Genomic DNA, 24,810 nt, shown 5'->3' with positions numbered 1-24,810 from the left:
CTCATACCTCGATTCGCTTCATGTAGCTGTCGAACGCCTGCAGGTAACGCGGGATCGGCATGAGGAAGGCGTCATGGCCCTGCGGTGCGTCGATTTCCAGGTAGCAGACGTTTTTCTTCGCCGCCGTCAGGGCGTCGACGATCTCCCGCGAGCGGGCGGGGGAGAAGCGCCAGTCGGTGGTGAAGGACATCACGCAGAAGTCCGCTTTGGCGGCGGCCAGGGTGTAGGCCAGGTCGCCGTCGTTGGCGGCGGCCGGGTCGAAGTAGTCCAGCGCCTTGGTCATCAGCAGGTAGGTGTTGGCATCGAAACGGCCGGAGAACTCTTCGCCCTGATAGCGCAGATAGCTTTCCACCTGGAACTCGACACTGTGGAAGTCGTAGTTGAGCTTCTCGCTCTTCAGGCCACGGCCGAATTTCTCGCCCATGGCGTCATCGGACAGGTAGGTGATGTGGCCGACCATGCGCGCCAGCATCAGCCCGCGCTTGGGGATCACACCCTGTTCCTGAAAATGCCCACCGTGAAATTCCGGATCGGTGAGAATCGCCTGGCGCGCCACCTCGTTGAAGGCGATGTTCTGCGCCGACAGCTTGGGCGCCGAGGCAATCGCCAGGCAGTGACGCACGCGCTCGGGGTAGCTGATGGTCCACTGCATGGCCTGCATGCCGCCGAGACTGCCACCGATCACCGCCGCCCATTGGGCGATGCCGAGCACATCGGCAAGGCGAGCCTGACTGTGCACCCAGTCTTCCACCGTCATCACCGGGAAGTCGGCGCCATAGGGCTTGCCGGTGGCCGGGTTGGCGCTGCTTGGGCCGGTGGAACCATTACAGCCGCCCAGGTTGTTGAGGCTGACGACGAAGAACTTGTTGGTGTCGATAGGCTTGCCGGGGCCGATGCAGCTGTCCCACCAGCCGGGCTTGCGATCATCCGGGCTGTGGTAGCCGGCGGCGTGATGGTGGCCGGACAGGGCGTGGCAGATCAGCACCGCATTGCTGCGCGCGGCGTTCAGTTCGCCATAGGTTTCGACGATCAGTTCGTACTCGGCCAGGCTGCGCCCGCAGGCCAGTGCCAGAGGTTCGCTGAAACGGAACACCCGGGGGCTGACCAGACCGACGGAATCTTCGGGAAATGCAGTGGGCATTGAGGCGCTGCTAACAAATCGGAGGAGGGCGCCAGTCTAAAGAGCGCCGACCCGAGCGGCAAGCGAGCGGGCGCCCGCTCCGCTTTACAGGCTTTGCGGGCGTGCTGCTGTTGGCAGGCTGACCACCTTGCCCTGGCGCTGCACCGGTGCCGGGCGCCGCAACACGCGCAGCATGTCGCCGGCCTGGACCAGTTGCTGCTCCAACTCTTCCCGGTAGCGCGCCAGTTGCAGGCTGCGTTTGCGCGTCTGCTGGGTTTCCTGAGCCAGGGCCTTGAGGCGCAGCATGTGGCTTTCCAGCATCTGCTTGTGTTCCAGGGTGTGTTGCATCAGTGGCATCAGTGCATCGGCGGCCCATTGCTCGGCATCCAGGCGCAGGCGCTGGTGCAGACCAATCACTTCCTGGGCCAGGGTGGCGAAGAAGCGCCGGGTCAGGCTGCGCTGCTCGGTGAGCAGGGTTTTCACGTGAAGCCGGAATTGGTCACCCTTGGCCTGCAGTTTGTTGAGTTCACGCAGGTAGCGTTGGATCTTGAACTGCGGGGCGTCCACGCCACCCAGCGGATTGTCTTCGTTGTGTCGGCGATAGATGGCTGCAACCATCTTGTTGGCCATGTCGGCTTCGTGTTGCAGATTGTGCAGGTCCTGTTCGACGGCGCGGAAGAAATGCAGGATGGCCTGGTTGATGCCCAGGGTGGTCCAGCTGCCGGTGAGATTGCGGCGCACCTCGCTCAGATGTTCTTCCAGGCGTTCGGCGCGTGCGGCGTGACGCAGCAGCTGACCCTGGCGTTGCAGCAGGCGTTGATTGGTCTTCAGACCGAGCAGGCGCTTGTGATGCCGACTGTGATCTTCCTTGGTCTTGGCGGTCAGCTCGAACAGCAACTGGCCATTGTCCTGCTGATGGCTTCCGAGCAGGGCCAGCTGTTCGCTGACTTTCTCCAGGCGCAGACTGAGCACGTGCTGACTGTTATTGAGCAGCGCCAGCACCTGACGCACCACGTTATCTTCGATCAGGCGCTCCTTCTGCGCGACGATGCGCTCGCATAGCAGGTTCTCCAGGCCAGCCATCTGGCTGCGTGCCAGCAGTTCTTCGTCCCTGCGCACCTTGGCCAACAGTGCCTGCTTGGCCGACAGCGGCAGTACGTCCTGCTTGGCGATGCCCAACTGCTTGGCGGTGGCGCTCTGGATCTGGCCAATGGCGTTCTGCACGAAAGTCTCGCCTGCCAGGTCGTCCCACAGAACGTCGATCTTGTTCAGTACGGCGAACAAGCTGGTCTGGGTGTCTTCGTCGAGCTGGCGGATGTGCTGCTGCCAGATGCTCATGTCGCTGGCGGTGACGCCGGTGTCGGCGGCCAGCAGGAAGATGATTGCCTGAGCATTGGGCAGCATCGACAGGGTCAGCTCCGGCTCGCTACCGAGGGCGTTGAGCCCGGGGGTATCGAGAATGCGCAGGCCCTGACGCAGCAGCGGGTGGTCGAAGTTGACCATCGCATGGCGCCAGGCCGGCACCAGTACCTGGCCACGTTTGCCGGTGCCTTCGAGCATGTCCGGGTGGAAGCCGAGCTGGATCGCCTGTTCCACCGGCATGGATTTGGTTTTGGCCACCTGGCTGAAAGCCAGGGCCATATTGGCCGGGTCGCTGGTATCCAGCGGGATGTTCACCCAGTGCCGCGGGATGCGTTTGAACTGTGCGACGCTGGCCGAGGCCGTGCGCGTCTCGATGGGCAACAGACGAATGTAGGGGCGTTCCGAGCGCGGGTCGAAGAACAGCTCGGTGGGGCACATGGTGGTACGCCCGGCATGCGAAGGCAGCATGCGCTGGCCGTATTCGGAGAAGAACAGGCTGTTGATCAGCTCGGTCTTGCCGCGTGAGAACTCGCCGACGAAGGCCAGGGTGATGTGATCGGTACGCAGGATCTTCAGCGCGCGTTCGAGTTTGGCCTGAACGGCCTCGGAGTTGAGCCGGTTATGTTCCAGCCAGCTACGATAACGCGTGATCTCGCGCATCAGTTCGCGTTTCCAGGCGACGTAAGCGTCAACCTGCTGGCTGAGACGTTCCATGCTCATCCTGGCTCTCCTCTCGGCAAGTTCATCCACTTGCTGGGGCTGCGTGACTGTTCGGTTGGCGTTGCCGCCAGGAAGCACGGCAATCGCGGAAATAAACTGCATTATGCGAGGTACAGGGCGGCCGTCAATTGGCTGCTAATACAGTCCCGCCTTGTGGTCGGGTCTGGTGGCTGAATGGTCATCAGGCACGCTGTAGGCCGGGAATCGGCGGCAGGTTTTTCGGAGAGCGAATGCGCAGGCGCTTTTGTCGATTGAGTTCGCCGCTTTCCAGGTTAACCTGGCTTTTGGCCACGCCAAAAGCCTTGGCCAGAAAGGCCAGCAGATGCGCGTTGGCCTTGCCCTCGATCGGTGGGGCGGTGAGGCGGATCTTCAGCCGATCACCATGCAGCCCGGCGAACTCATTCTTGCTCGCCTTGGGTTGCAGGTGACAGTCGAGGATCAGGTCCTCGCCGTCCCAGCGGTAGAAACTTGCGGTCTTGATCGGCATACCCCTCATCCGGCGCTGCGCGCCACCTTCTCCCGGAGGGAGAAGGTCAGCAAGGAAGGTGTCGCTGCGCGACTCTCATGCTAGAGGAAGGGGCTGAGCATCGGTGGCAGGCCGGTGGAAGCGGCCAGGCCGCCAATCACGAAGCGATCGATCAGGTTGATGGTGATGAAGGCGAAGATCGGCGAGATATCCAGGCCGCCGAGGTTCGGCAGCAGCTTGCGAAACGGTGCCAGCAGCGGCTCGCAGATCTGATTGACCAGCTGCGCACCGGGGTTGTAGCTGCCTGGAGCGACCCAGGAGAGGATCACGCTGATGATCAGGGCGAAGAAGAACACCTTGAGAAACAGCGAGGTCACGCCGATCAGTGACCACACCAGCAGCTGCAGGATGAAGCCGCCGACGTTGTAGCCCATCAGCGTCAGGGTGACGACCATCAGCAGCAGCTGCACCAGGATGGCCAGCACCAGCGAGGCCAGATCCAGCCCGGCGAATCCCGGAATGACTCGGCGCAGAGGCGTCACCAGCGGCTGCGTGGCCTTGACGATGAACTGGCTCAGCGGGTTGTAGAAGTCGGCGCGTACCAGTTGCAGGATGAAACGCAGCAGGACGATCAGCAGATACAGGCTGCCGAGGGTCTGAATGATGTAGATCAGGGCTTCGATGAGTCCGGACATGTTTGCTTCCCTTATTGACCCAGTTGTTCGGCCAGTTCGGCCGAGCGATTGGCGGCGGCATTCAGTGCCTGTTGTACCAGCGCTTCGAAGCCGCCGGCCTGGAAGGTGTTGATTGCTGCTTCGGTAGTTCCGTTCGGCGAGGTGACGCGGCGACGCAGTTCACTGGCTTCGACATCGCTCTCGCTGGCCATGCGCGCGGCACCCAGCGCGGTCTGGATGCTCAGGCGCGCAGCAGTTTCGCGCGGCAGGCCAAGCTGCTCGCCAGCCGTCGTCATGGCTTCGATCAGCAGGAAGAAATAAGCCGGGCCGCTGCCGGATACGGCAGTGACAGCGTCGATTTGCGCTTCATTATCCAGCCACAGGGCCAGACCGACGGCGCTCAGTACCTGCTCGGCCTGGGCTTTCTGCTCGGCGCTGACGCGTGGGTTGGCGAACAGGCCGGAAACCCCCTGGCGCAGCAGTGCCGGCGTATTGGGCATGCAGCGTACGACGGGACGCTGGGCCAGCCAGCTTTCCAGGCTGGCACAGCTGATGCCGGCGGCGATGGAGATGATCACCTGATTCGGCGCGAGGTGCGGAGCCAGATCCAGGCATACCGCCTTCATGATCTGCGGCTTGACCGCCAGCACGATCAGGTCGGCGCCTTTGATGGCTTCACCGTTATCCGCGAAGGTGCCGATGCCATGCTCCTGCTGCAGGCGGGCGCGCTGTTCGCTGCCGGGCTCGCTGGCGCGGATGGCGCTGGCTGCCACGCCCTGCGCACGCAAACCGCCAATCAGGCTGGCGGCCATGTTGCCGGCGCCGATGAAGGCGATGATCGGGTTGCTCATTACGGGAGTTCCTTCATTCAATGGGTGGGCTGGCCGTAATCGCGGGCGCCGAACAGGGCGGTGCCGATGCGCACCCAGGTGGCGCCTTCGGCGATGGCGGCTTCCAGGTCATGGCTCATGCCCATGGACAGGGTATCGAGGTTCAGCGCCAGGTCATCACGCAACTGGCGCAAGTGGGCGAAGGCGGCATGCTGCGCGGCGACATCGTCAGTAGGTTCGGGAATTGCCATCAGCCCACGCAGGCGCAGGTTGGGCAGGGCGGCGACGGCCTTGGCCAGCTCTGGCAGCGTTTCTGGGCTGCAGCCGGATTTGCTGTCCTCAGCGCTGACATTGACCTGCAGGCAGATATTCAGCGGCGGCAGGTGCGCGGGGCGCTGCTCGGACAGGCGTTGGGCGATTTTCAGTCGATCCACCGAATGTACCCAGTCGAAATGCTCGGCGATAGGCCGGGTCTTGTTCGACTGAATGGGGCCGATGAAGTGCCAGATCAAGGGTAGATCGTTCAATTCGACCTGTTTTCCCAGCGCTTCCTGCAGGTAGTTCTCGCCGAAGTCGCGCAAACCGGCTGCATAGGCTTCGCGAATGGCCGCTGCTGGTTTGGTCTTGCTCACCGCGAGCAGGCCGATATCCGCCAAATTGTGCTGCGAGGCTTGCGCCGCCTCACGGATGCGCGCTCCGACCTTTGCAATATTCTCTGCTATCGTGGACATTAATTGCGCTCTATAAAGCCCTACCTCTAGAGAGGGCGTCTACAAACTGCTGCGCTCGACCATGCTGCGTTGAAGTCACCCTCAGAAGGTTCATGTACAACTCGTACGCCGCGCCTTTTCACCTGACTTCGCCTTGCCTGACCTTCGCTCGCTGCTTTGTAAACACCTTCTCGGGGTTCGCGGCATTCTACCTGCTTGCTTGTAATTGGGGAGTCCCATGGATATCACTGAGCTGCTCGCCTTCAGCGCCAAGCAAGGCGCGTCGGATTTGCACCTCTCGGCGGGTCTGCCGCCGATGATCCGCGTCGACGGCGATGTACGCCGCATCAACCTGCCGCCGCTGGATCACAAGCAGGTACACGCGCTGATCTACGACATCATGAATGACAAGCAGCGCAAGGACTTCGAAGAGTTCCTCGAGACCGACTTCTCCTTCGAAGTGCCGGGCGTGGCGCGTTTCCGGGTCAACGCCTTCAATCAGAACCGTGGCGCAGGTGCGGTGTTCCGTACCATTCCGTCCAAGGTGCTGACCATGGAAGACCTGGGCATGGGCGAAGTGTTCCGCAAGATCACTGACGTGCCGCGCGGCCTGGTTCTGGTCACCGGTCCTACCGGTTCGGGCAAGTCGACCACCCTGGCGGCGATGCTCGACTACCTCAACAGCAACAAGTACCACCACATTCTCACCATCGAAGACCCCATCGAATTCGTCCACGAGTCGAAGAAGTGCCTGGTCAACCAGCGTGAAGTGCACCGCGACACCCATGGCTTCTCCGAAGCCCTGCGCTCGGCGTTGCGTGAAGACCCGGACATCATCCTGGTGGGCGAGATGCGCGACCTGGAAACCATCCGTCTGGCGCTGACCGCCGCAGAAACCGGCCACCTGGTATTCGGCACCCTGCACACCACCTCCGCCGCCAAGACCATCGACCGCGTGGTCGACGTGTTCCCGGCCGAGGAAAAGTCGATGGTCCGTTCGATGCTCTCGGAATCGCTACAGGCGGTGATCTCGCAGACCTTGCTGAAGAAAATCGGCGGCGGTCGTGTTGCCGCTCACGAAATCATGATTGGCACCCCAGCCATTCGTAACCTGATCCGTGAGGACAAGGTTGCGCAGATGTACTCGTCTATCCAGACCGGTGGCGCGCTGGGCATGCAGACCCTCGATGCCTGCCTGAAGACGCTGGTGTCCAAAGGCCTGGTCAGCCGCGACAGTGCGCGCGAGAAGGCCAAGAGCCCGGAAAACTTCTAGGAACTGGTGTAGGAGCGGGCATCGCGAGCGAAGTTTTGTTCGCGAACAGAGTTCGCTCCTACGATTCGGCAGATGGCTGCCGCACGGCATTGCTCACGAAGCTGCGAGAACGACGATGGAATTCGAAAAACTACTGCGCCTGATGGTCGAAAAAGGCGGCTCCGACCTGTTCATCACCGCTGGCGTGCCGCCGTCGATGAAGGTCAATGGCAAGATCATGCCGGTGACCAAGAACGCCATGTCGCCGGAGCAGACTCGCGAGACCGTGCTGGGCGTGATGAACGAGGCGCAACGCCGTGATTTTGCCGAGAACCATGAGTGCAACTTCGCCATCAGTGCCCGTGGTATCGGTCGTTTCCGCGTCAGTGCCTTCTACCAGCGCAACCTGGTGGGCATGGTGCTGCGCCGGATCGAGACCAATATCCCCACCCTCGACGACCTCAAACTGCCGGAAATCCTCAAGAAGCTGGCGCTGACCAAGCGCGGCCTGGTCCTGTTCGTCGGTGCCACCGGTACCGGTAAGTCCACCTCGCTGGCGGCGATGATCGGTTACCGCAACAAGAACAGCAGCGGTCACATCATCTCCATCGAAGACCCGATCGAGTACATCCACCAGCACCAGAGCTGCATCGTCACTCAGCGTGAAGTGGGCATCGACACCGAGTCGTTCGAAGTGGCGCTGAAGAACACCCTGCGTCAGGCGCCGGATGTGATCCTCATCGGTGAGGTGCGGACCCGCGAGACCATGGATCATGCCGTGGCCTTCGCCGAAACCGGCCACCTGTGCCTGGCCACCCTGCACGCCAACAACGCTAACCAGGCGCTGGACCGCATCATCAACTTCTTCCCGGCGGACAGGCAGAACCAGGTGTGGATGGATCTGTCGCTCAACCTCAAGGCCATCGTCGCCCAGCAGCTGGTGCCGACCCCGGATGGCAAGGGCCGCCGCGCGGTCATCGAGGTGCTGATCAACACCCCATTGGCTGCTGACCTGATTCGCAAGGGCGAGGTGCACGAACTCAAGGGGCTGATGAAACGCTCGACCGAGCAGGGCATGCAGACCTTCGATCAGGCGCTGTACAACCTCTACACCCAGGGCGAGATCACCTACGAAGATGCGTTGCTCTACGCCGACTCGGCCAACGACCTGCGTCTGATGATCAAGCTCGGTTCGGAAACCGACGGCGATCACCTGACCAGCATGGCCCAGGGCCTGGCGCTGGAGGTCAGTGAGGAAGATCCGGGGCGTCGCTTCCGCTGACGTCATCAGACGGGGGGCGCGATGCGTCCCCTTCGTTTATCCGGGCGATGCGTTTGCCCTTCCTGCCTGCCAGCACCAATGCCTGGCCATCGCGCTGCGCGCCGGCGCGTGCCTCGCTCATCAGTTGCGGAATCAGCGGGCCTTCCGGCAGGTGTTTCCAGAATCTCAGCGGCAGATGCTGCTGCATCACCGTGCGGTTGAGCCGCGCCGGGTTGAAGGTGCTGCCGTAGTACGCACGCCACAGGGCCTGACCGTCATCCTCGGGCTGCCGCGCCCAGGCTTGCCACTGCGCTGGGCAGCGGCGCTCATGCTGCAGGCGCTGGCCATCCCAGTAAACGCCATCACGCGACGTTGCGATCAGCCAGCTATGTTTGCCCAGACGCTCGGCGAAGTGGCCGCTGGCCGAAGCGAGAATGTCGTGCGCCGGTTCGAACCAGGCGACGAAGTCCGGCGCGCCGGCAGCCTTGCTCGGCTGAAAGCGCACGAAGGCGTGCAAGTGATGGGCCTCACGGCGCACGGCCTTGAGCCGACGATGCAGCTCGCTGCCGTCGGGGTCGCCGGCCAGCACGGCGCTGCGCTCGCCCTGCACGAAGCGCCAGAGTATGCGGTAGAGCAGGCTCCAGCGCTCATCGCCACGGTACTGTGCGGCGCTTTCCAGCAAATCGAGCAGTTCGGGTGATACGCGCAGGCGACCGTTTGGCTCAGGCGCACGTTCGGCGGGCTGGTCGAACAGGCCTGGCGCCGCTTCTTCGTCCAGCCATTGCAACTGATGTGGTGCCAAGCCTTGCAGCAGTGCACGGCGCGCGGCCTGGCGCCAGGTGGCAAAGGTGCCGTCGAAGCGCAGGCTGTGCATCACCACAACGCCATCTGTGCCGGTGTGTCGCGCAGTTGCTGGCGCAGTACCACTGACTCGTGTTCGGCACGTGGCGGCCGGTAATCCTGGGTGATGATGAAGGGCCTGGCCTTTTCCAGTACGCAGCGCAGGCGGGTCAGATCCTCGTAGCGGATGCGCCGTTCCCGCCGCAGCGCACCCAGGCGCCGCGCGCTGAGCACGCCGATGCCAGGCACGCGGGCGATCAGCGACTCGTCGGCGCGATTGAGGTCCACCGGAAACTGCTCGCGATTGGCCAGCGCCCAGGCCAGCTTGGGGTCGATGTCCAGCTCCAGGTTGCCCGGGCCGTCCAGCAGCTCCGTGGCGCTGAAGCCGTAGCCGCGCATGAGGAAGTCGGCCTGGTACAGGCGGTGCTCGCGCAGCAGCGGTGGCGCTTCGAAGGGCACGGTCTTCGGGCTCTGCGGAATCGGGCTGAACGCCGAGTAGTAGACGCGGCGCAGGCGATAGTCGTGATACAGGCTCTGGGCGTTGTGCAGGATGGTACTGTCATCGGTGGCATCGGCGCCGACGATCATCTGCGTGCTTTGCCCGGCCGGGGCGAAGCGCGGCGCGCGGCGCTCTTCCTTGGCCTCGCGTTCGCCGAGGTGAATGTTTTGCATGGCCTTGTGGATGCTGCCGACGTTCTTTTCCGGCGCCAGGCGAACCAGGCTGGTCTCGGTGGGCAGTTCGATGTTGACGCTGAGGCGATCGGCGTACAGGCCGGCTTCGGCGATCAGCTCCGGTGCGGCATCGGGGATGGTCTTGAGGTGAATGTAACCGCGAAACTGGTGCTCCTGGCGCAACAGCTTGGCGACGCGGATCAACTGCTCCATGGTGTAGTCGGCCGAGCGAATGATGCCGGAGCTGAGGAACAGGCCGCTGATGCAGTTGCGCTTGTAGAAGTCCAAGGTCAGCGTCACCACTTCTTCGGGGGTGAAGCGCGCACGCGGAACGTCGCTGGAGCGTCGGTTGATGCAGTATTGGCAGTCGTACAGGCAGAAATTGGTCAGCAGGACTTTGAGCAGCGCCACGCAGCGACCATCCGGCGTGTAGCTGTGGCAGATGCCCATGCCGTTGGTCGAACCGATGCCGTCCTTGCCCTTGGAGCTGCGCTTTGGCGCGCCGCTGCTGGCGCAGGAAGCGTCGTACTTGGCTGCGTCGGCGAGGATGGTGAGCTTTTCGATCAGTTGCATGGCAGGCGATATCTATACTGTTTTTTTATACAGTATATGGGCGTCGTACAGCTATCAAGTCATTCGTTGTGTTGCATCGTTTCTGCGAAAATGAAACCTTCACTCGGCGCGCAGCGTCACAGCTGCACCTCGTACAAGGAGTTCGTCATGCAACGACAGGATACGCACAGCAAGCTGATCGGCTATCTGCTGTGGATTTTCGGTTTTCTCGGTTCCCATCGCTTCTACTACGGCAAGCCGGTCACCGGCACCATCTGGTTCTTCACCCTGGGATTGTTCTTCATCGGCTGGATCATCGACCTGTTCCTGATTCCCTCGATGGATCGCGAGGCCGACCTGCGCTTTACCGCGGGGGATACGGACTACAACGTGGCGTGGATCCTGCTGACTTTCCTGGGTGTGTTCGGTGTGCACCGCATGTATCAGGGCAAGTGGATCACCGGGATCATCTACCTGTTCACCGGCGGCCTGTTCCTGATCGGTGTGCTCTATGACTTCTGGACGCTGAACACGCAGATCTCGATCAAGAACGCGCAGCGCGGTTGATCGGGCGGCGACAATTGGCGGTGCGCGCGGCCCACCCTAAGGTCGTCGCGCTGCGGGTAGGGTGCGCCGTGCGCACCGCTGAATGGTCTGATCACCGGTTGAACATAAAAAGGGCATCCCATGGGATGCCCTTTTTCGTCATGCTGGCGGGATCAGTCGTCGCTGTCGTCGTCATCCCCGCCGTCGACCTTCATGCCCAGTTCCTTGATCTTGCGCGTCAGGGTATTGCGACCCCAGCCCAGCAGCAGGGCGGCGTCGCGGCGGCGGCCGGCGGTGTGCTTGAGTGCGGTCTCGATCATGATGCGCTCGAAAGCCGGCACGGCGCTGTCGAGCAGGTTGGACTGGCCACGCGCCAGGGCCTGATCGGCCCACAGACGCAGCGCCTGCTCCCAGTTGGTCACCGGGGCGACGTCCTGCGGCTGAGTCAGCAGCTCCGGCGGCAGGTCGTCGACATGGACCTCACGGCCCGAGGCCATGACGGTGATCCAGCGGCAGGTGTTCTCCAGCTGGCGCACGTTGCCCGGCCAGGGCAGGTGCTTGAGGTAATCCTCGGTTTCGCTCTTGAGCAGCTTCGGTTCCACCGCCAGCTCCTGCGCAGCACGTGCGAGGAAGTGGTGAGCGAGGGTCGGGATATCCTCGCGGCGATCAGCCAGACGTGGGATATGGATGCGGATGACGTTGAGGCGGTGGAACAGGTCTTCACGGAACTTGCCGGCCTGTACCAGGGTTTCCAGGTTCTGGTGGGTGGCGGCGATGATGCGTACGTCCACTTTCACCGGGGTATGGCCGCCGACACGGTAGAACTCGCCATCGGCCAATACGCGCAGCAGACGGGTCTGGGTGTCGGCCGGCATGTCACCGATTTCGTCGAGGAACAGGGTGCCGCCATCAGCCTGTTCGAAACGGCCGCGACGCTGGTTGGCCGCGCCGGTGAAGGCACCTTTCTCGTGGCCGAACAGCTCGGACTCCATCAGATCTTTGGGGATCGCCGCCATGTTCAGCGCAATGAACGGCGCTGCCGCGCGTGGGCTGTGGCGGTGCAGGGCGTGGGCCACCAGTTCCTTGCCGGTGCCGGATTCACCATTGATCAGCACGGTGATATTGGAGTGGCTCAAGCGGCCGATAGCGCGGAACACCTCCTGCATCGCCGGCGCCTCGCCGATGATTTCCGGGGTGCGTGCCTGCGCTGCGGGCGCGGCCAGGCTTTGTTGTTCCTGAGCGTGCTGGAAGGCGCGCTTGACCAGCGAGACGGCCTCGTCGACGTCGAACGGCTTGGGCAGGTATTCGAAGGCGCCGCCCTGATAACTGGCCACCGCGCTGTCCAGGTCGGAGTGCGCGGTCATGATGATCACCGGCAGGCGCGGGTACAGCTCGCGGATGCGGGCCAGCAGGTCGAGGCCGCTGGCGCCGGGCATGCGGATATCGGAGATGATCACGTCCGGCTGCTGGCGGGTCAGGCGGGCGAGTACACCGTCGGCACTGTCGAAACTCTGGGTGGTCATGCCTTCCTGTTGCAGGGCCTTTTCCAGCACCCAGCGGATGGAACGATCGTCGTCGACAATCCAGACGGTTTCACTGCGGCTCATGGCGTGGGCGCTCCTTGTTCCAGCGGTAGGAAGATCGAGAATACGGTGTGGCCGGGATAGCTCTCGCACTCGATCAGACCCTGGTGCTGACTGATGATGTTCTGGGTGATGGCCAGGCCCAGGCCGGTGCCGTCGGCACGCCCGCTGACCATGGGATAGAAGATGGTTTCCTGCAGCTCAGGCGGGATGCCTGGGCCGTTGTCGATGATCTCGACCTTGACCACCAGGCGGTGGCGCGTGTGGCCGATGGTGAACTGGCGCAGGGTGCGGGTACGCAGGCTGATGCGCCCGAGACCCATGTCGTGCTTCTGTCCGGCGATGGCCTGCATGGCATTGCGCACGATATTGAGCACGGCCTGGATCATCTGCTCGCGGTCGATCAGCAGGTCCGGAATGCTCGGGTCGTAGTCGCGCACCAACGTGATGCTGCCCTGGCTTTCCGCTTCGATCAGGTTGGCGACGCGCTCCAGCACCTCGTGCACGTTGGTCATCGCCAGCGACGGCAACTTGTTCGAGCCGAGCATGCGGTCGACCAGGTTACGCAGGCGGTCGGCCTCTTCGATGATGACGTTGGTGTAGTCCTTGAGCTCTTCGTTGGGCAGTTCGCGCGACAGCAGTTGTGCTGCACCACGAATGCCGCCGAGCGGATTCTTGATTTCGTGGGCGAGGCCGCGCACCAGCAGTTTGGTGGTCTCCTGCTTGGACAGCTGCGCCTCTTCCTTGGTGATACGCAGCAGTCGGTCGCGCGGGTGCACTTCCAGCAGCAGCAGGGTTTCGCCCTTGCTGAATAGCGGGGTGACGGCGTAGTCCACGGTCAGGGTCTGGCCAGTGACCGAGGTCAGCACGGCTTCACGCTTGTTGAACGGATGAGCCTGCTCCACCGCCTGGCGCAGCGATGACAGCGCCTCTGGCGATTCGGTGAACAGGTCGCTGATGAACTGACCATGACTGCGCTGGCCGCTGACGGCCAGAAGCATTTCCGCCGCCGGGTTCATGTACTCAAGGCACAGCTGGCTGTTGAGCAGTAGGGTGGCGGTGGTCAGGTTGTCGAGTAGCAGTCGGTGCAGAGCGTCGTTGATGGTCATAGGCAGCGCATTCCGGCAATGGGCAGGAAAATGCAAGAAGCAAACCAAGGCCCCGAAAAGACGCATTTTTTATGGCCTGCCATCCCTGGTGGCCCCCATTTGGGCCGTCGCAAGCGAGGTCAAAAATGGCTTCCGGCAATTTTTGTGCGATCCGCCCGAGGTCTGGTGGCGTGGTAGCGAGGTTGGGTTGAGAAAAACGACCCAAAACAGGGAGAGCTTAGGAGGTGGTGCGTTCGATTGCACTATTAAGGTGCAATCGAATTCAGAAGAAGGGAAGGATGCTGGCCTCTTCCTTGGGCTTGTCTTTGAGTGGACATTCGGGGCGAACGCCGTATTCATCCTTCTTGCAAGGATTGATTTTGCGCTTCTGTGCCAGGGTCATGCGGTGCATGTGGAAGGGCTGCGCCGGTGTGCGCTCGACGATGAGTCCGGCGGAATCGATGATTTCTGCCACCAGTTGGTGCGTACCACGGTCGACGTGCTGTAGGGAGAATACCGGGCTGCGGGTTGTCTCGCCCTGGGGTTCGCCGTCGAGCCGCAACCGGTAGCTGTGGCCGGGCAGCAGGCCTGGCTCGCTGGTGAGGGTGACGATCATGTCGCCGGAACCGTTGTGGATCGAGGCGTCCGGTTCCGGCACGAGAATGCGCAGCACCTGATAGTGCACGGTCGGTTTGCTTACCGCAGGTGGCGGGGCCATGCGCACCGTGGGGTGGGGTTGGCTCATTTCCGCGCTGTTGGACGGCGCCAGCATCACCCGTTCGGCAGTGCTGCTGCGCGGCTTGTCAGTGAATACGCGGTTACCTTCAGCATCGACGTAGGTATAGACCTGGGCCGAGGCTGCCTGGCTGATGAACAACAGGCAGAGCAGCAGTGTACGCATCATGATCAGTTCGTAGGTCTCGGAGTCGGGCGCGGTGGCGTTACAGGTGGGCGGGCAGGGCTGTTGACGCTGATGCGCTGCACGGTGAAGGTTTCGGTGGTGCTTTGCTGGACGATGCGTTCGCCAGCGACGACCGCCACCGCCAGGCTGTGTTCGCCGCGCTCGACATCGGTCAGCTGCAGGCTCGGCACGTTGCCGGCCTGACCGTATGGCTTGCCATCGAGAATCAGTCGGAGCTGGTGGCCGGGTTGCAGGCGTGGCTGGATGTTCACTCCAACGACGAAGGTGCCGTTGTTGGCGCGCATGGCTTCATCATCAGGGATACCGGTCAGGCTCAGTGTCGAATAGGGTGCGGCACTCTGTGCTGAGGTGTCGCCGTTGGTGCCTGCGGGAATGCTGGGCGTCTGCATCTCTACCGTATTGGTTGGTGGCAGGTTGACGTTCTCGGCTGCCGTGCCATCGGGTGGCTGGTTGGTGAAGACCGTGTTGCCGTTGGCGTCGATGTATTTGTAGATCTGCGCACTGGCCGGCAAGGCCAGGGCAAGCAGCAGGCAGGCGAGTAACGGGCGCATGGGCCGATCCTTCCGCGGATGATGCGCTAAGCCTTGCACTGCTGGCGGTTCCTGGCAAGCGCAGGGCGTTATGGCTGTGATGTTTGGCTACAAATCGGCGCTGGCCCTGGGCGCGGATTACTTAGGGCGTCGTGGAGTACTGAGCTGTGCGCAGCATCTGCTGCATAGTCTCGGGCTTTCGGTGCGCGCGGCGTACCCTACCGGTGGAAAATGAAAAAGCCCCGCCAGGCAGAGCCGGGCGGGGCTTTCGAACGCGCTGCACCAGGCGGCGCGAGACTGGTTTAGACGCTGTAGTACAGGTCGTATTCCAGCGGGTGTACGAAGGTACGTACCTTGATTTCTTCTTCGGATTTCAGCTCGATGTAGGCATCGATGAAGTCGTCGGAGAATACGCCACCCTTGGTCAGGAACGCACGGCCCTTGTCCAGCTCTTCCAGGGCTTCTTTCAGGCTGCCGCAGACTTGCGGGATCAGCTTGCCTTCTTCCGGCGGCAGATCGTACAGGTTCTTGTCGGCCGCATCGCCCGGGTGGATCTTGTTCTGGATACCGTCGATACCGGCCATCAGCAGAGCTGCGAAGGCCAGGTACGGGTTGGCAGCCGGGTCCGGGAAGCGCGCTTCGATACGGCGGGCTTTCGGGCTGGAAACGTAAGGAATACGGATCGAGGCCGAGCGGTTACGCGCCGAGTAGGCCAGCATTACCGGAGCTTCGAAACCTGGGACCAGACGCTTGTAGGAGTTGGTCGACGGGTTGGTGAAGCCGTTCAGAGCCTTGCCGTGCTTGATGATGCCGCCGATGAAATACAGAGCGGTATCGGACAGGCCGGCATAGCCTTCGCCGGAGAAGGTGTTCTTGCCATCTTTGGAGATGGACATGTGCACGTGCATACCCGAGCCGTTGTCGCCGTACAGGGGCTTCGGCATGAAGGTAGCGGTTTTGCCGTAGGCGTCGGCTACGTTGTGCACGCAGTACTTCAGGGTCTGAACTTCGTCAGCCTTGGCAACCAGGGTGTTGAACTTCACGCCGATTTCGTTCTGACCGGCAGTCGCCACTTCGTGGTGGTGCACTTCGACCACCAGGCCCATTTCTTCCATGGCATTACACATGGCAGTACGGATTTCGTGGTCGTGGTCGCACGGCGGAACTGGGAAGTAACCACCTTTGACTGCTGGACGGTGGCCCTTGTTGCCGCCTTCGACGTCGCCGTCGGTCATCCAGGAGCCTTGCTCGGAGTAAATCTTGAACATCGAGCCGGAGATGTCGGACTTGAACTTCACTTCGTCGAAGATGAAGAACTCGGGCTCCGGGCCAACGAATACGGTGTCACCGATGCCGGTGCCTTTGAGGAACTCTTCAGCGCGCTTGGCGATGGAGCGCGGGTCGCGGTCGTAGCCTTGCATGGTGCTCGGCTCGATGATGTCGCAGACCAGGATCAGGGTCGGCTCTTCGGTGAACGGATCCAGAACGGCGGTATCGTCTACCGGCATCAGGATCATGTCGGAGGCTTCGATGCCTTTCCAGCCATGGATGGACGAGCCGTCGAACATCTTGCCGTGCTCGAAGAAATCTTCGTCCAGGGCGTCACGGGCCGGCATGGTCACGTGGTGCTGCTTGCCCTTGGTGTCGGTGAAGCGCAGGTCTACCCACTTCACGTCGTGTTCTTTGATCAGTTGAACAGCCTTAGACATGTTGTCCTCCAGGTGGAAAAGGCTCTTATCGATAAGCCTTGAAGATGCGGTGAAGCCCGGCGGGATAGTCCTCCAGGGCGACCTGCCTCACAAGGGAGCAAATTGCATGCCAGTGCCCTTTATTGGGCAGAAGCCACGAAACTCAGGCACCGCGCTGTCTGCGCGCTAATTCACCATAAATATTTGCACCATTTAAGGGCCTTTAATTTGGCGAAAGATCTATTTTGGTGCGCTGCGTGAGTGGTGCAGTATTTTTGGTCAAAGCTTGAACAATTTCCGCTATAATCCGCGCCCCTGTTTTTTCGTCCCCCAAGCGGGCGGCCTATTCATGAAGCTCATCGTCAAAGTTTTCCCGGAAATCACCATCAAGAGCCGCCCGGTGCGCAAGCAGTTCATCCGCCAGTTGGGGAAGAACATTCGCTCCGTGCTGCGCGATCTTGACCCCGAACTGCGGGTGACCGGTGTCTGGGACAACCTCGAAGTCGAAACCGACTTGGACGATCCCAAGTTGCTCGCCGAGATGACCGAGCGCCTGCGCAACATGCCGGGCATCGGTCTGTTCCTCGAAGTCAATGAATACCCGCTGGGCGATCTGGACGAGATCACCGAGCACTGCAAGCGTCATTACGCCGAGCAATTGCCGGGCAAGATTTTTGCGGTGCGTTGCAAGCGCGGCGGCAAGCACGCATTTTCTTCCATCGATGTCGAGCGGCATGTCGGTTCGCGCCTGCGCCGTGAGTGCGATGCGGCTGGCATCGACCTGAAAAAGCCGGAAGTCGAAGTGCGCATGGAGATTCGCGACCAGCGCCTGTTCGTGGTGCACAACCGCCACGAAGGTCTCGGTGGTTACCCGCTGGGTTCGCTGGAGCAGACCCTGGTGCTGATGAGTGGCGGTTTCGACTCCACCGTGGCGGCCTACCAGATGATGCGTCGCGGCCTGGTCAGCCACTTCTGCTTCTTCAATCTCGGCGGGCGTGCCCACGAGTTGGGCGTGATGGAAGTGGCGCACTATATATGGCAGAAGTTCGGCCGCTCGCAGCGCGTGCTGTTCATCAGTGTGCCGTTCGAGGAAGTGGTCGGTGAGATTCTCGGCAAGGTCGACAACAGCCAGATGGGCGTTATCCTCAAGCGCATGATGTTGCGTGCTGCCACCCGTATCGCCGAGAACCTGCAGATCGAGGCGCTGGTCACCGGCGAGGCGATCAGTCAGGTCTCCAGCCAGACCCTGACCAATCTTGCAGTGATCGATTCGGCTACCGACATGTTGGTCATGCGCCCGCTGATCGCCAGCCACAAGCAGGACATCATCGACACCGCCACGCGCATTGGCACCGCCGAGTTCGCCAAGAACATGCCCGAGTATTGCGGCGTGATCTCGGTCAACCCGACCACCAAGGCCCGTGGTTACCGCATCGAGCACGAGGAGGCCCAGTTCGACATGGCCATCCTCGAACGCGCCCTCGAACGTGCTACCCAGTTGCCCATCGACCGCGTGATCGACGAGTTGGGCAAGGACGTGCAAGTCGAGGAGGTGCGTGAAGCGCTGGCCGGACAGATCGTCATCGACATCCGTCATCCCGACGCCGCCGAAGACGAGCCGCTGGACGTGCCGGGCATCGAAGTGCAGGCGCTGCCATTCTATGCGCTGAACAACAAATTCAAGGAACTGGATGAGAACCGCCAGTACCTGCTGTATTGCGACAAGGGCGTCATGAGTCGCCTGCACGCCCACCATCTGCTGAGCGAGGGACATGCCAATGTGCGCGTTTATCGTCCGGCATAGAACGCCGGGGCTTAATGGCGGAAGTATCCGCCATCGCCCTCCCGACCGTTCAGCTCGCTGATCCCCTTTTCTTCATATTCGTCGTCCAGGCTGGGCGACACACCGAATCCTCTGATCGAGATACACACAGTGATCGAAAATCTGCGCAACATCGCCATCATCGCCCACGTCGACCATGGCAAAACCACCCTCGTCGACGCCCTGCTGCGTCAGTCCGGCACCCTGGAACGCAACGAGCTCAACGACGAGCGCGTGATGGACAGCAATGACCAGGAAAAAGAGCGCGGCATCACCATTCTGGCCAAGAACACCGCCATCAAGTGGAACGACTACCGCATCAACATCGTCGACACCCCCGGCCACGCCGACTTCGGTGGTGAAGTCGAGCGCGTGATGTCCATGGTCGACTCCGTGCTGCTGGTCGTTGACGCCCAGGACGGCCCGATGCCGCAAACCCGCTTCGTGACCAAGAAGGCCTTCGAAGCCGGCCTCAAGCCGATCGTCGTGATCAACAAGATCGACCGTCCGGGCGCGCGTCCGGATTGGGTCATGGACCAGATTTTCGACCTGTTCGACAACCTCGGCGCCACCGATGAGCAGCTCGACTTCCAGGTCGTTTACGCCAGCGCCCTGAACGGCATCGCCGGTCTCGACCACGCTGACATGGCTGAAGACCTGACCCCGCTGTATCAGGCTATCGTCGACCACGTACCGGCACCGAACGTCGACCTCGACGGCCCGTTCCAGATGCAGATCTCCGCGCTGGACTACAACAGCTTCCTCGGCATCATCGGCGTTGGCCGTATTGCCCGTGGCAAGGTCAAGCCGAACACCCCGGTCATTGCCATCGACGTCGATGGCAAGAAGCGTAACGGTCGTGTCCTCAAGCTGATGGGTCACCACGGCCTGCACCGCGTAGACGTCGAAGAAGCCACCGCCGGTGACATCGTCTGCGTCAGCGGTATGGATCAGCTGTTCATCTCCGACACTCTGTGCGACATCAACCACGTCGAAGCGATGAAGCCGCTGACCGTTGACGAGCCGACCGTCTCGATGACCTTCCAGGTCAACGACTCGCCGTTCTGCGGTAAAGAAGGCAAGTTCGTCACCAGCCGCAACATCAAGGAGCGTCTGGACAAGGAGCTGCTGTACAACGTGGCCCTGCGCGTTGAAGAAGGCGACAGCGCCGACAAGTTCAAGGTCTCCGGTCGTGGTGAGCTGCACCTCTCGGTACTGATCGAAACCATGCGTCGCGAAGGTTTCGAAATGGGCGTTGGCCGTCCGGAAGTGATCATCCGTGAAGTCAACGGCGTCAAGCAGGAGCCGTTCGAGAACGTCACCATCGACATCCCTGAAGAATCCCAGGGCAAGGTCATGGAAGAAATGGGCCTGCGTAAGGGCGACCTGACCAACATGTCGCCGGACGGCAAAGGTCGCGTGCGTCTGGAGTACAACATCCCGGCTCGCGGTCTGATCGGTTTCCGTAACCAGTTCCTGACCCTGACCAACGGCGCCGGCATCCTGACCTCGATCTTCGACCGCTATGACACCGTCAAGCCGGGCAGCATGTCGGGCCGTCAGAACGGCGTACTGGTGTCGATCGACACCGGCAAGGCGCTGACCTACTCCCTGGAAACCCTGCAGGCGCGCGGCAAGCTGTTCGTCGAGCACGGCCAGGAAATCTACAACGGTCAGATCGTCGGCCTGAACAGCCGCGACAACGACCTGGGCGTCAACCCGACCAAGGGCAAGAAGCTCGACAACATGCGTGCTTCGGGCAAGGACGAAACCATCGCCCTGGTACCGCCGGTTCGCTTCACCCTGGAGCAGGCTCTGGAGTTCATCCAGGACGATGAATTGTGCGAAGTGACGCCGAAGTCGATCCGTCTGCGCAAGAAGATCCTCGACGAAGGCGAGCGCACCCGCGCTGCCAAGAAAGCCAACAAGGCCTGACGCTTAGCGACTAGCCTCTGCTGTAAATGAAAAGCCCCGCCAGAGCGATCTGGCGGGGCTTTTTGCATGGCGGCATCCGTAGGTGCGCACCTGCACGCTCAACGGCTCCGTTGTCAGAAGTAGCCGGTATGCAATCCGGTGACATGCTCCGATGCCGGTATTGTGGCGGCCGGGTTTTGCCTGCTCAGCAGCTGTTTGGCCGACAGGCCAGCAGGCCATAGGCTGCCAGCCCGATCACCACCAGCAGGCTGAGCGTCATCACTCGCCCGCTACCTGGCGCAGCGATTGCGCCGGGGTGTCGCCGAGGTTGTTGAGCATGCGCTCGCTGTACCAGTCGACGAAGTTGATGACGCCGAACTCGTAGGTCTTGGAGTACGGGCCCGGCTGGTAGGCCGTGGAGTTGATGCCGCGCTGGTTTTCCTCGGCCAGGCGGCGATCCTGGTCGTTGGTGGCGTCCCACACCTGACGCAGGCGGGCGACGTCGTAGTCGACACCTTCCACGGCGTCCTTGTGCACCAGCCACTTGGTGGTGACCATGGTTTGCTGCGCGCTGATCGGCCACACGGTGAAGACGATCATGTGGTCGCCCATGCAGTGGTTCCACGAATGTGGCAGGTGCAGGATGCGCATGGAGCCCAGGTCCGGGTCGGTGATGCGGCCCATCAGTTTCTTGCAGCCCTGCTTGCCATCCATGGTCATGGACACGGTGCCCTTGAGCAGGGGCATGCGCACGATACGGTTGCGCAGGCCGAAGCTGGCGTGGGCGTAGGGGATGTTGTCCTTGTCCCAGCGGGTGGTGCATTCGGCGACCTGATCCTTGAACGCCTGGCTGGCGCGCGGGTCGGTGACGTCATCCCATTCCAGCAGGGTGTTGAGCAGTTCCGGGTGCGAGCCATTGCAGTGGTAGCACTCGCGGTTGTTCTCGAGCACCAGTTTCCAGTTGGCCTTTTCCATCAGGGTGGTCTGCACGGCCACCTTGGTGTTCTCCATGTCGTAGGGTTCCATGTAGTGCGCCAGGGTGGCGAGGAACTCGTCGATGGCCGGCGGGTTTTCCGCCAGCGAGATGAAGATGTAGCCGCCGGCGGTCTTGCACTGCACCGGTTTCAGGCTGTAGTCCTTGAGGTCGAAGTCGGCGCCCATTTCGCTGCCGGCGAACAGCAGGCGACCGTCCAGCTCGTAGGTCCATTGGTGGTAGGGACACACGAGCTTGGCGACCTTGCCCTTGTCCGAGACGCACAGACGCGAGCCGCGATGACGGCAGACGTTATGGAAGGCGTGGATCTGCCCTTCGGCGCCGCGTATGACCAGGATCGGGTTGTCACCGATCTGCAGGGTGAGGAAGTTACCCTTGGCCGGGATTTCGCAGGTCATGCCGGCGATCAGCCACTCCTTGTGGAAGATCTCCTGCATGTCGACCTGAAACAGGCGCTCGTCGTTGTAGAAGGGTTGCGGCAGCGAGAAGCTGTGGTCGCGCTCATGCAGCATCTGCGCGGTGGCCTTGCGGGCAGGCTCCAGCGGGTCGCCCAGGCTCAGGTTTTGGGTGCAGTCCATGGTGGCTCCTCATTGGCGGGCGCCTCGCGCCTGCCGGAAGTAGTGGCTGATACGGTATGTGCCGCAAGGTCTCGATCAATCGCTGCCGCCTGCAATGGGCGTGCATGCTTGGTGAGCGGAGTGTGGAGCCGGCAACAGGTAAAACCTTATCCATGGGCGACATGGCCGGATTTGTTTCCGACGCGCCAGGCCCCGCGCTATCGGGCAGGTCGCGATAAGCATGCGGATGTCGCTGGTAGATAAATGAGGACCAGCAGCCTTTCGCACAATCCGCCGCATATAGGCCGATATCCGGCCGCGTGGAGAGCCGTTCATGAGCACCAACGCCTTCCTCAATCCGGTTACGACGCAGACCTGGACCAACGGTCGCCATCTGGTGCGTTGCGTCAAGGTGATCCAGGAAACCTGGGACGTGCGCACTTTCTGCTTCATGGCCGATCAGCCGGTATTGTTCTTCTTCAAGCCGGGGCAGTTCGTCACCCTGGAGTTGGAGATCGACGGCCAGCCGATCATGCGTTCCTACACCATCTCCAGCTCACCTTCGGTGCCTTACAGCTTCTCCATTACCATCAAACGTGTGCCGGGCGGCAAGGTGTCGAACTGGCTGCATGACAACCTCAAGGAAGGCGACGAGGTGCCCGTGCATGGGCCGGTGGGGCTGTTCAATGCCATCGATTTCCCCACTGACAAGGTGCTGTTTCTTTCCGGCGGTGTCGGCATCACCCCGGTGATGTCGATGGCGCGCTGGTTCTATGACACCAACGCCAATGTCGATATGGTCTTCGTGCACAGTGCGCGCTCGCCCAAGGACATCATCTACCAGCGTGAGCTGGAGCACATGGCCGCGCGCATCAACAATTTCAGCCTGCACATCATCTGCGAGAAGCATGGGTTGGGGGAGTCCTGGGCCGGTTACCGCGGTTACCTGAACAAGCCGATGCTGGAGCTGATCGCCCCGGATTATCTTGATCGCGAGATCTTCTGCTGCGGCCCTACTCCTTATATGGGCGCGATCAAGCACCTGCTGCAAGGTAACGGCTACGACATGAGTCGCTATCACGAGGAGGCCTTCGGCCCGACGCCGCCGGAGATTCGCGCCGAGGTCAAGGAGTTGGCGGCCGAAGCGGCCGACGCGCCGGATGTACCGCTGGCCGACCTGCACCAGGTGGAATTCATCAGCACCGGCAAGAGCATTCGCGTGGTGCCCGGTGAAACCGTGCACGCTGCTGCCGCCAAGCTTGGTCTGCATATTCCCAAGGCCTGCGGCATGGGCATCTGCGGTACCTGCAAGGTGATGAAGACGGCGGGCGAAGTGGAGATGGAGCACAACGGTGGCATCACCGACGAGGATGTGGCCGAGGGCTACATCCTGTCGTGCTGCAGCGTGCCGAAAGGGGATGTGGCGATCGACTATTGATCGTCACGTTAGATCGGAGGGCGCTGGTGCGCGCAGCGCACCCTACGGGGCTGTAGCTCGGATGAAATCCGGGGCGATTGATCGATTTCTCCGGATTGCATCCGGGCTACGATGGCGGCTCAAGCCCCTCCCACGGGGGTGTCATGGCGTCGCTCAGGCGCTCATCACTTCACGGATATCGGCGGCTAGCTGACGCACGCGGGCTTCTTCGGTATCCCAGCTGCACATGAAGCGTGCGCCGCCGGCGCCGATGAAGGTGTAGAAGCGCCAGCCGCGGGCGGTGAGGGCGGCGATGGCCGGCTCCGACAGTTGCAGGAACACGCCGTTGGCTTCCACCGGGAACATCAGACTGACACCGGGCACGTCCTCGACCAGCGTGGCCAGCAACTGCGCGCAGCGGTTGGCGTGATTGGCGTACTTGAGCCAGGCATCGTCCTGCAGGATGCCGACCCAGGGCGCGGAGAGGTAGCGCATCTTCGATGCCAACTGGCCGGCCTGCTTGCAGCGATAGTCGAAGTCTTCGGCCAGATCCTTGTTGAAGAAGACGATGGCTTCACCTACCGCCATGCCGTTCTTGGTGCCGCCGAAGCACAGCACATCGACGCCAGCCTTCCAGGTCAGCTCCGCCGGGCTGCAGCCAAGAAAGGCGCAGGCGTTGGAGAAGCGCGCGCCGTCCATGTGCAGGTTGAGATTCAGCTCCTTGCAGACCTGGCTGATGGCGCGGACTTCTTCCGGGCGGTACACGGTGCCGACCTCGGTGGCCTGGGTGAGGGTGACCACGCGCGGTTTCGGGTAGTGGATGTCCTGGCGCTTGAGGGCGATTTCGCGGATGGCTTGCGGCGTCAGCTTGCCGTTGTCGGTCTTGGCCAGCAGCAGTTTGGAGCCGTTGGAGAAGAACTCCGGTGCGCCGCATTCGTCGGTCTCGACGTGGGCGGTTTCCGAGCAGATGACGCTGTGGTAGCTCTGGCATAGCGAGGCCAGGGCCAGGGAGTTGGCGGCGGTGCCGTTGAAGGCGAAGAACACTTCGCAGTCGGTCTCGAACAGGCGGCGGAAGTGATCGGCGGCGCGCGCCGTCCATTCGTCATCGCCATAGGCGCGCTGGTGGCCCTGGTTGGCTTCGGCCATGGCGGCCCAGGCTTCGGGACAGATGCCGGAGTAGTTGTCGCTGGCGAATTGCTGGGCATTGTCGGGCATTGGCGCTTTCCTTCTAAAACCTGCCGGCGGATCTGCCGACAAAGCGCTCACTTTACCCTGCGACCGTCGGTCAGG

21 protein-coding genes are annotated in these 24,810 nt (G+C 61.9%); 6 read left to right on the top strand and 15 right to left on the bottom strand.

Annotated features, from left to right (window positions below; genetic code table 11):
• Window position 1 precedes the first annotated feature (1 nt).
• The 6 genes from metX to H3221_RS12750 form a co-directional block, all read right to left on the bottom strand.
• Window positions 2-1,141 carry a homoserine O-succinyltransferase MetX gene (gene metX / locus H3221_RS12775; protein WP_196477009.1) on the bottom strand — a complete coding sequence of 380 codons (1,140 nt, stop codon included), beginning with the start codon at window positions 1,139-1,141 and terminating at the stop codon, window positions 2-4.
• Window positions 1,142-1,225: 84 nt separating this feature from the next.
• The gene (locus H3221_RS12770; protein ID WP_196477008.1) at window positions 1,226-3,202 is read right to left on the bottom strand and encodes a dynamin-like GTPase family protein; all 1,977 of its coding nucleotides are present in this window, start codon (window positions 3,200-3,202) and stop codon (window positions 1,226-1,228) included.
• A gap of 181 nt (window positions 3,203-3,383) precedes the next feature.
• Entirely contained in the window at window positions 3,384-3,689 is a 306-nt protein-coding gene (locus tag H3221_RS12765) for a DUF167 domain-containing protein (protein WP_224490587.1), read from the bottom strand.
• 80 nt (window positions 3,690-3,769) lie between these two features.
• A complete protein-coding gene (locus H3221_RS12760; RefSeq protein WP_196477006.1) occupies window positions 3,770-4,363 on the bottom strand; it encodes a YggT family protein in 594 nt (197 codons plus the stop codon).
• Window positions 4,364-4,374: 11 nt separating this feature from the next.
• On the bottom strand, window positions 4,375-5,193 hold the full coding sequence (gene proC, locus H3221_RS12755) for a pyrroline-5-carboxylate reductase (RefSeq protein ID WP_196477005.1): 819 nt from the start codon (window positions 5,191-5,193) through the stop codon (window positions 4,375-4,377).
• A 17-nt stretch (window positions 5,194-5,210) separates the two neighbouring features.
• Window positions 5,211-5,903, bottom strand: coding sequence for a YggS family pyridoxal phosphate-dependent enzyme (locus H3221_RS12750; protein WP_196477004.1), 693 nt, complete (start codon window positions 5,901-5,903; stop codon window positions 5,211-5,213).
• Window positions 5,904-6,120: 217 nt separating this feature from the next.
• Here H3221_RS12750 and H3221_RS12745 point away from each other — a divergent pair, with 217 nt between their 5' ends.
• Window positions 6,121-7,155 carry a type IV pilus twitching motility protein PilT gene (locus H3221_RS12745; protein ID WP_045735678.1) on the top strand — a complete coding sequence of 345 codons (1,035 nt, stop codon included), beginning with the start codon at window positions 6,121-6,123 and terminating at the stop codon, window positions 7,153-7,155.
• A gap of 115 nt (window positions 7,156-7,270) precedes the next feature.
• Window positions 7,271-8,416, top strand: a complete 1,146-nt coding sequence (locus tag H3221_RS12740; RefSeq protein WP_196477003.1) for a PilT/PilU family type 4a pilus ATPase — start codon at window positions 7,271-7,273, stop codon at window positions 8,414-8,416.
• On the opposite strand, the gene H3221_RS12735 is transcribed toward H3221_RS12740, so the two are convergent.
• Window positions 8,382-9,269 (bottom strand): TIGR03915 family putative DNA repair protein, encoded by an 888-nt coding sequence (locus H3221_RS12735; protein ID WP_196477002.1) that lies wholly within the window; start codon window positions 9,267-9,269, stop codon window positions 8,382-8,384. The two genes, H3221_RS12740 and H3221_RS12735, sit on opposite strands and share 35 nt — an antisense overlap.
• Window positions 9,269-10,480, bottom strand: a complete 1,212-nt coding sequence (locus H3221_RS12730) for a putative DNA modification/repair radical SAM protein (protein WP_224490585.1) — start codon at window positions 10,478-10,480, stop codon at window positions 9,269-9,271. Before H3221_RS12730 ends, H3221_RS12735 begins: the two co-directional genes overlap by 1 nt.
• A gap of 147 nt (window positions 10,481-10,627) precedes the next feature.
• On the opposite strand from H3221_RS12730, the gene H3221_RS12725 reads away from it, so the two are divergent.
• Complete coding sequence (locus H3221_RS12725) at window positions 10,628-11,026, top strand: NINE protein (RefSeq protein WP_021490398.1); 399 nt, start codon at window positions 10,628-10,630, stop codon at window positions 11,024-11,026.
• Window positions 11,027-11,178: 152 nt separating this feature from the next.
• On the opposite strand, the gene ntrC is transcribed toward H3221_RS12725, so the two are convergent.
• The 5 genes from ntrC to glnA form a co-directional block, all read right to left on the bottom strand.
• On the bottom strand, window positions 11,179-12,612 hold the full coding sequence (gene ntrC, locus H3221_RS12720; protein WP_196474778.1) for a nitrogen regulation protein NR(I): 1,434 nt from the start codon (window positions 12,610-12,612) through the stop codon (window positions 11,179-11,181).
• The gene (gene glnL / locus H3221_RS12715) at window positions 12,609-13,697 is read right to left on the bottom strand and encodes a nitrogen regulation protein NR(II) (RefSeq protein WP_017675830.1); all 1,089 of its coding nucleotides are present in this window, start codon (window positions 13,695-13,697) and stop codon (window positions 12,609-12,611) included. Before glnL ends, ntrC begins: the two co-directional genes overlap by 4 nt.
• Window positions 13,698-13,959: 262 nt before the next feature.
• Complete coding sequence (locus tag H3221_RS12710; RefSeq protein ID WP_196474786.1) at window positions 13,960-14,577, bottom strand: DUF4124 domain-containing protein; 618 nt, start codon at window positions 14,575-14,577, stop codon at window positions 13,960-13,962.
• A gap of 5 nt (window positions 14,578-14,582) precedes the next feature.
• Window positions 14,583-15,149 (bottom strand): DUF4124 domain-containing protein, encoded by a 567-nt coding sequence (locus H3221_RS12705; protein WP_196474777.1) that lies wholly within the window; start codon window positions 15,147-15,149, stop codon window positions 14,583-14,585.
• A 281-nt stretch (window positions 15,150-15,430) separates the two neighbouring features.
• The gene (gene glnA, locus H3221_RS12700; RefSeq protein WP_196474776.1) at window positions 15,431-16,837 is read right to left on the bottom strand and encodes a glutamate--ammonia ligase; all 1,407 of its coding nucleotides are present in this window, start codon (window positions 16,835-16,837) and stop codon (window positions 15,431-15,433) included.
• 328 nt (window positions 16,838-17,165) lie between these two features.
• On the opposite strand from glnA, the gene thiI reads away from it, so the two are divergent.
• On the top strand, window positions 17,166-18,620 hold the full coding sequence (gene thiI / locus H3221_RS12695) for a tRNA uracil 4-sulfurtransferase ThiI (protein ID WP_196474775.1): 1,455 nt from the start codon (window positions 17,166-17,168) through the stop codon (window positions 18,618-18,620).
• A gap of 129 nt (window positions 18,621-18,749) precedes the next feature.
• Window positions 18,750-20,573: a translational GTPase TypA gene (gene typA / locus H3221_RS12690; protein WP_106733301.1), complete on the top strand. Its 1,824-nt coding sequence runs from the start codon at window positions 18,750-18,752 to the stop codon at window positions 20,571-20,573.
• Between the two features lie 258 nt (window positions 20,574-20,831).
• On the opposite strand, the gene gbcA is transcribed toward typA, so the two are convergent.
• The gene (gbcA, locus tag H3221_RS12685) at window positions 20,832-22,124 is read right to left on the bottom strand and encodes a glycine-betaine demethylase subunit GbcA (RefSeq protein ID WP_196474774.1); all 1,293 of its coding nucleotides are present in this window, start codon (window positions 22,122-22,124) and stop codon (window positions 20,832-20,834) included.
• A gap of 313 nt (window positions 22,125-22,437) precedes the next feature.
• On the opposite strand from gbcA, the gene gbcB reads away from it, so the two are divergent.
• Window positions 22,438-23,541 carry a glycine-betaine demethylase subunit GbcB gene (gene gbcB / locus H3221_RS12680; protein WP_196474773.1) on the top strand — a complete coding sequence of 368 codons (1,104 nt, stop codon included), beginning with the start codon at window positions 22,438-22,440 and terminating at the stop codon, window positions 23,539-23,541.
• Window positions 23,542-23,694: 153 nt separating this feature from the next.
• On the opposite strand, the gene H3221_RS12675 is transcribed toward gbcB, so the two are convergent.
• On the bottom strand, window positions 23,695-24,735 hold the full coding sequence (locus H3221_RS12675) for a threonine aldolase family protein (protein ID WP_196474772.1): 1,041 nt from the start codon (window positions 24,733-24,735) through the stop codon (window positions 23,695-23,697).
• Window positions 24,736-24,810 lie beyond the last annotated feature (75 nt).

The sequence above is a fragment of the Pseudomonas chaetocerotis genome (genome assembly GCF_015712105.2).
In the GTDB taxonomy this organism is placed as follows: Bacteria; Pseudomonadota; Gammaproteobacteria; order Pseudomonadales; family Pseudomonadaceae; genus Aquipseudomonas; species Aquipseudomonas chaetocerotis.
Note: the sequence above shows the minus strand (reverse complement) of the source record. Positions and strands in the feature narration are given on the sequence as shown.

Coding starts and splice junctions, on each gene's coding strand:
- metX (WP_196477009.1), bottom strand. CDS start 1,141: ATGCCCACTGCATTTCCCGAAGATTCCGTCGGTCTGGTCAGCCCCCGG.
- H3221_RS12770 (WP_196477008.1), bottom strand. CDS start 3,202: ATGAGCATGGAACGTCTCAGCCAGCAGGTTGACGCTTACGTCGCCTGG.
- H3221_RS12765 (WP_224490587.1), bottom strand. CDS start 3,689: ATGCCGATCAAGACCGCAAGTTTCTACCGCTGGGACGGCGAGGACCTG.
- H3221_RS12760 (WP_196477006.1), bottom strand. CDS start 4,363: ATGTCCGGACTCATCGAAGCCCTGATCTACATCATTCAGACCCTCGGC.
- proC (WP_196477005.1), bottom strand. CDS start 5,193: ATGAGCAACCCGATCATCGCCTTCATCGGCGCCGGCAACATGGCCGCC.
- H3221_RS12750 (WP_196477004.1), bottom strand. CDS start 5,903: ATGTCCACGATAGCAGAGAATATTGCAAAGGTCGGAGCGCGCATCCGT.
- H3221_RS12745 (WP_045735678.1), top strand. CDS start 6,121: ATGGATATCACTGAGCTGCTCGCCTTCAGCGCCAAGCAAGGCGCGTCG.
- H3221_RS12740 (WP_196477003.1), top strand. CDS start 7,271: ATGGAATTCGAAAAACTACTGCGCCTGATGGTCGAAAAAGGCGGCTCC.
- H3221_RS12735 (WP_196477002.1), bottom strand. CDS start 9,269: ATGCACAGCCTGCGCTTCGACGGCACCTTTGCCACCTGGCGCCAGGCC.
- H3221_RS12730 (WP_224490585.1), bottom strand. CDS start 10,480: ATGCAACTGATCGAAAAGCTCACCATCCTCGCCGACGCAGCCAAGTAC.
- H3221_RS12725 (WP_021490398.1), top strand. CDS start 10,628: ATGCAACGACAGGATACGCACAGCAAGCTGATCGGCTATCTGCTGTGG.
- ntrC (WP_196474778.1), bottom strand. CDS start 12,612: ATGAGCCGCAGTGAAACCGTCTGGATTGTCGACGACGATCGTTCCATC.
- glnL (WP_017675830.1), bottom strand. CDS start 13,697: ATGACCATCAACGACGCTCTGCACCGACTGCTACTCGACAACCTGACC.
- H3221_RS12710 (WP_196474786.1), bottom strand. CDS start 14,577: ATGCGTACACTGCTGCTCTGCCTGTTGTTCATCAGCCAGGCAGCCTCG.
- H3221_RS12705 (WP_196474777.1), bottom strand. CDS start 15,149: ATGCGCCCGTTACTCGCCTGCCTGCTGCTTGCCCTGGCCTTGCCGGCC.
- glnA (WP_196474776.1), bottom strand. CDS start 16,837: ATGTCTAAGGCTGTTCAACTGATCAAAGAACACGACGTGAAGTGGGTA.
- thiI (WP_196474775.1), top strand. CDS start 17,166: ATGAAGCTCATCGTCAAAGTTTTCCCGGAAATCACCATCAAGAGCCGC.
- gbcA (WP_196474774.1), bottom strand. CDS start 22,124: ATGGACTGCACCCAAAACCTGAGCCTGGGCGACCCGCTGGAGCCTGCC.
- gbcB (WP_196474773.1), top strand. CDS start 22,438: ATGAGCACCAACGCCTTCCTCAATCCGGTTACGACGCAGACCTGGACC.
- H3221_RS12675 (WP_196474772.1), bottom strand. CDS start 24,735: ATGCCCGACAATGCCCAGCAATTCGCCAGCGACAACTACTCCGGCATC.